6 protein-coding genes are annotated in these 3,732 nt (G+C 35.3%); all 6 read left to right on the plus strand.

Annotated features, from left to right (window positions below; all coding sequences use genetic code 11):
• The coding region (locus tag BB045_RS12165) for a hypothetical protein (protein ID WP_178377504.1) at positions 1 to 269 on the plus strand (269 nt) is incomplete at its 5' end.
• 324 nt (positions 270 to 593) lie between these two features.
• A complete protein-coding gene (locus tag BB045_RS12170) occupies positions 594 to 767 on the plus strand; it encodes a hypothetical protein (RefSeq protein ID WP_153158428.1) in 174 nt (57 codons plus the stop codon).
• A 451-nt stretch (positions 768 to 1,218) separates the two neighbouring features.
• Complete coding sequence (locus BB045_RS12175) at positions 1,219 to 1,380, plus strand: ribbon-helix-helix domain-containing protein (protein ID WP_165628176.1); 162 nt, start codon at positions 1,219 to 1,221, stop codon at positions 1,378 to 1,380.
• Positions 1,381 to 1,461: 81 nt separating this feature from the next.
• A complete protein-coding gene (locus BB045_RS07055; RefSeq protein ID WP_069996713.1) occupies positions 1,462 to 2,031 on the plus strand; it encodes a replication protein in 570 nt (189 codons plus the stop codon).
• A 413-nt stretch (positions 2,032 to 2,444) separates the two neighbouring features.
• Positions 2,445 to 2,783, plus strand: a complete 339-nt coding sequence (locus tag BB045_RS07060; protein ID WP_198143266.1) for a plasmid mobilization protein — start codon at positions 2,445 to 2,447, stop codon at positions 2,781 to 2,783.
• Positions 2,765 to 3,732: relaxase/mobilization nuclease domain-containing protein (locus tag BB045_RS07065; RefSeq protein ID WP_075140617.1), on the plus strand; the 968-nt coding region annotated here is incomplete at its 3' end. The genes BB045_RS07060 and BB045_RS07065, both read left to right, overlap by 19 nt.

Below are 3,732 nucleotides of genomic sequence, written 5' to 3' on the forward strand. Positions count from 1 at the left end.
ATTACTCAAGAGATAACGGCGATACACAAAGCGTCGGACAAGATACTAAACCAAATCGCAAAGGCACAAAAAGAAATAGCAAGCGAGAACGAGACTTCCGTAGAGCATTTGAAAAGCATAATGAACGCACTGCAGAACTTAATGGACGAGCAGATGAAGAACTTCCAGACAGAGAACAAGAAAATGTTAGAGACAATCAAGCCGACATTGGAGAAGATAGAGCAGAGCCACAACTCGAAATTGAACTCGATGGACCAGAACTTCAATAGCATGGTTTCGCATATTCGTCATACAAGCAATATGAATAACCTTAGAAACCATTTAATCAATATTGGGGGTTCAAGTATCTTAACAACGATATTAGTGCTTATTTTGCATTTTATAGGGGTTATATGAGCCGTATAAGATTCAAAGCACGTTTTATGCCGAGAAAATCTATTTGTCGATGAGAGCCCTTAATTAGACTAAAAGCGCCAGCGGTCGGATAGCGTCAGCTATCAAATCGACCGATGGACAGCTTTAGGATTATTAAGGAGCGCAGAATCGTCGGCAAATAGAGGAATTGGAATAAACATATAAAGGGAGTGCTTGGAATGAATGATGATACAAAAGAATTGGTGGTTAAGGAATTAGAATATATTAATGGTTCGGTTGAAGAGTTAAAAGCTTTTTTGGATAGATATGATGATGAAACGATAATTGGGCGTATTGTAGAAATAGAGGCGAGAGCACAAAAGATATTTAATAATATACAAAAAGAGCGCTGATCCTTTTTGGGGTCAGTGCTCTTTTATAGCATATTGCCTCACTAACAGAGGTTAATAGTGCATTTGTTTTTTTACGTTTGCGCACTAACGCCAAACGACAGACAGGTTTATACCAGTTAGTTGAAACGCCAACCTTCCGTAAACGTTTCTAGTGTTATTCGTGATTAATTTTTATATCTGCTATGAATAACTCAGCCGATTCTACAATATGCTATTAGAATGTTATAACATGATATGAAATGTCACGCCAATTTTAGTAATTTTTTAGGTTTTAGGGTTAGTGTTTTTTGGGGGTTGTTTCACATATTTTTGGGGTGTTTTCCTAGGGGGGTACTACGACCCCCCCTAGGAGTGCATTGTGCATTGTGAAAAATAATGAGTATATTGTTGACTTTATGCGCATAGATATGTATATTGAACACATAAGCAATTTTGGAGGTGTTTTTTGATATTGGAGAATAAAAAAGAGAGAAAAAGATTAAATATTACATTACCGCCAGAGCTAATTGAGGAATTAGAAAAAGTGAATAAAAAATATAAAATAAATAAGTCTAGTCAGATTGAAACGTTAATCACTAAATATTTAAGAAAGGAGTATGGTGATTTAGGATAAAAAAAGAACCTTGCCCCAACAAGATTCTTTTTGCGATGATGTCATGACCTGACATGTTTTGTTAATCACCAATATAATACCATGGCTAAATACACTAAATCAAGAACGTGGGGTATGGTTGTTTACCCAGAATCAGCCCCCGAAAATTGGCAAGAATTATTAGAGGAAACTTTTATGCAATTTGCAGTTTCTCCTTTGCATGATAAAGATACAAATCCGGATGGAGAAATAAAAAAACCACATTGGCATGTAATATTAATTTGGGATGGACCAGTTACTCAAAATGCAGCAATGAAAATAGCTGAAAAAGTAAATGCACCTCAACCTGTTAAATTAGAAAGCGTGCGTGGTGCATATAGATATTTCACTCACATGGATAATCCTGAAAAATATCAATATGATGAAAAAGATATAAAATTATATAATGGCTTTGATATATCTTCTTATGTGTCATTAACAAAAGAAGAAAAGTATGAGGCTATTGGAAAGATAATGGATATAATTAACGATAATGGGATTACAGAATATATAGATTTATTAAATATACTTAGAATGAATGACTATAATTTATTTAAAGTTGCTTGTGATAACACTATATTGTTTACAAATGTTGTACGTTCGCTTAGACATTCAGAAGATAAGCGAAGATGATTTTGAACTTTGAGAATTTAATTTTATTCTACGAGTTTAAACGAGTAGATCATAAAATTAAATGAACATATAGCAACCATATTTTTGGTTGCTGGGTTTTGAACTTTGGGACTGATTTATTCAGTCCCTTTTTGCGTTAGCAAAAACATAAAGGGTTTGGGATATAATCCCAACAAGTAAGTATATGGGTACCATATACGTAGCTTGCCAAACCCCTCTCATCAATGCTATGATGAGGCCGTAAAGTTGTTTATTTAATTGGTGCCGACAATTAAATAATTCAACATACGGGCGTTTTTTAGGGTGGCGCAAAGATTAAGCGCCAGACTAAAAACATGATAGCTTTAGGGGGCAAATTTGACGGCACATTTTTGCCGTCGCCTCCTAAACTTGATGAGAAAGGGGTGCGATTGTTGGCTACGGAGAATAGACGAGAAAGCAAGCAAATAAAGTTCAGAGTGACACAAGAAGAATATGAGCGACTTGAACAAATGGCAGAAACGTTAAATACATCTGTTCCAATGCTTGCAAAAGACGCAGCGCAGAAAAAGCGTATAAAAGCACCACTGATTGATAGACAAGGTGCAATTGAAATTGCGAAAGAGTTAAGGGCAATTGGAACGAATATTAATCAGATTACAAGAGCAGTAAATACAAAAGAGTTAATTGATTATGACATAGGAAACGCATTATTGGACGAATTAGGCGATTTAAGAAACGAGATGAACAAACTATGGCAACAATTAAGATAGGCGCTACAAAAGCTATGAATAGGCTTATAACGTATGCAGAGAAGAAAGCAGAAATACAATCGGGGGTAAATGTTGATGATGAGTTTGCTAAAGAGCAGATGAAAACAACACGAATGATGTTTAATAAAAACGACGGTCGACAGGGTTATCATTTGATTCAATCATTCGATCCAGAAGATAACATCACACCAGAAGAAGTTAATGAGATAGGTCAAGAATTAGCGAAAGAAGTTGCGCCAGACCATGAAGTAACGATTTATACGCATACAGATAAAGACCACATTCATAATCATATATGCATAAATAGTGTGAATATGAATACAGGAAAAAAGTTTGTGAATGATAGAAATAAACTGTATGAAATGCGTCAAAAAAATGATGAGTTATGCAGGCAAAGAAATTTAAGTATAGCGAATGAGAAACAAGCACAAATAAGATATACGCAAGCAGAAAGAGCAGTTATTGAAAAAGGTCAAATCAGTTGGAAAGATGAAATTAGACAAGCGATTGATAAAGAAAAAATAAATGCAAATAGCTTTGATGAATTTAAAGATAATATGCAAGAGAACTACGGTATTGAAGTTAAAGAACGTGGAAAGAATATCAGTTTCAAACATCCCGATAAAAAAGCATTTGTTAGAGGTAAAACTTTAGGCAAAGCTTACGAGAAAGGAACGATAAATAATGAGCTTAACAGAGAGAGTGAACGAACAGAACAACAGACGCAATCAGATAGACCAAAACAGGTTACTAGAACAAATGAAAGACCTAGAGGCACAGATAAGAACGTTGAGAAACGAGCCGATGTTACTAGAATCGAGCATTACTCAAGAGATAACGGCGATACACAAAGCGTCGGACAAGATACTAAACCAAATCGCAAAGGCACAAAAAGAAATAGCAAGCGAGAACGAGACTTCCGTAGAGCATTTGAAAAGCATAATGAACG

The sequence above is a fragment of the Staphylococcus sp. MB377 genome, assembly GCF_001922505.1.
Taxonomy (GTDB): Bacteria; Bacillota; Bacilli; order Staphylococcales; family Staphylococcaceae; genus Staphylococcus; species Staphylococcus haemolyticus.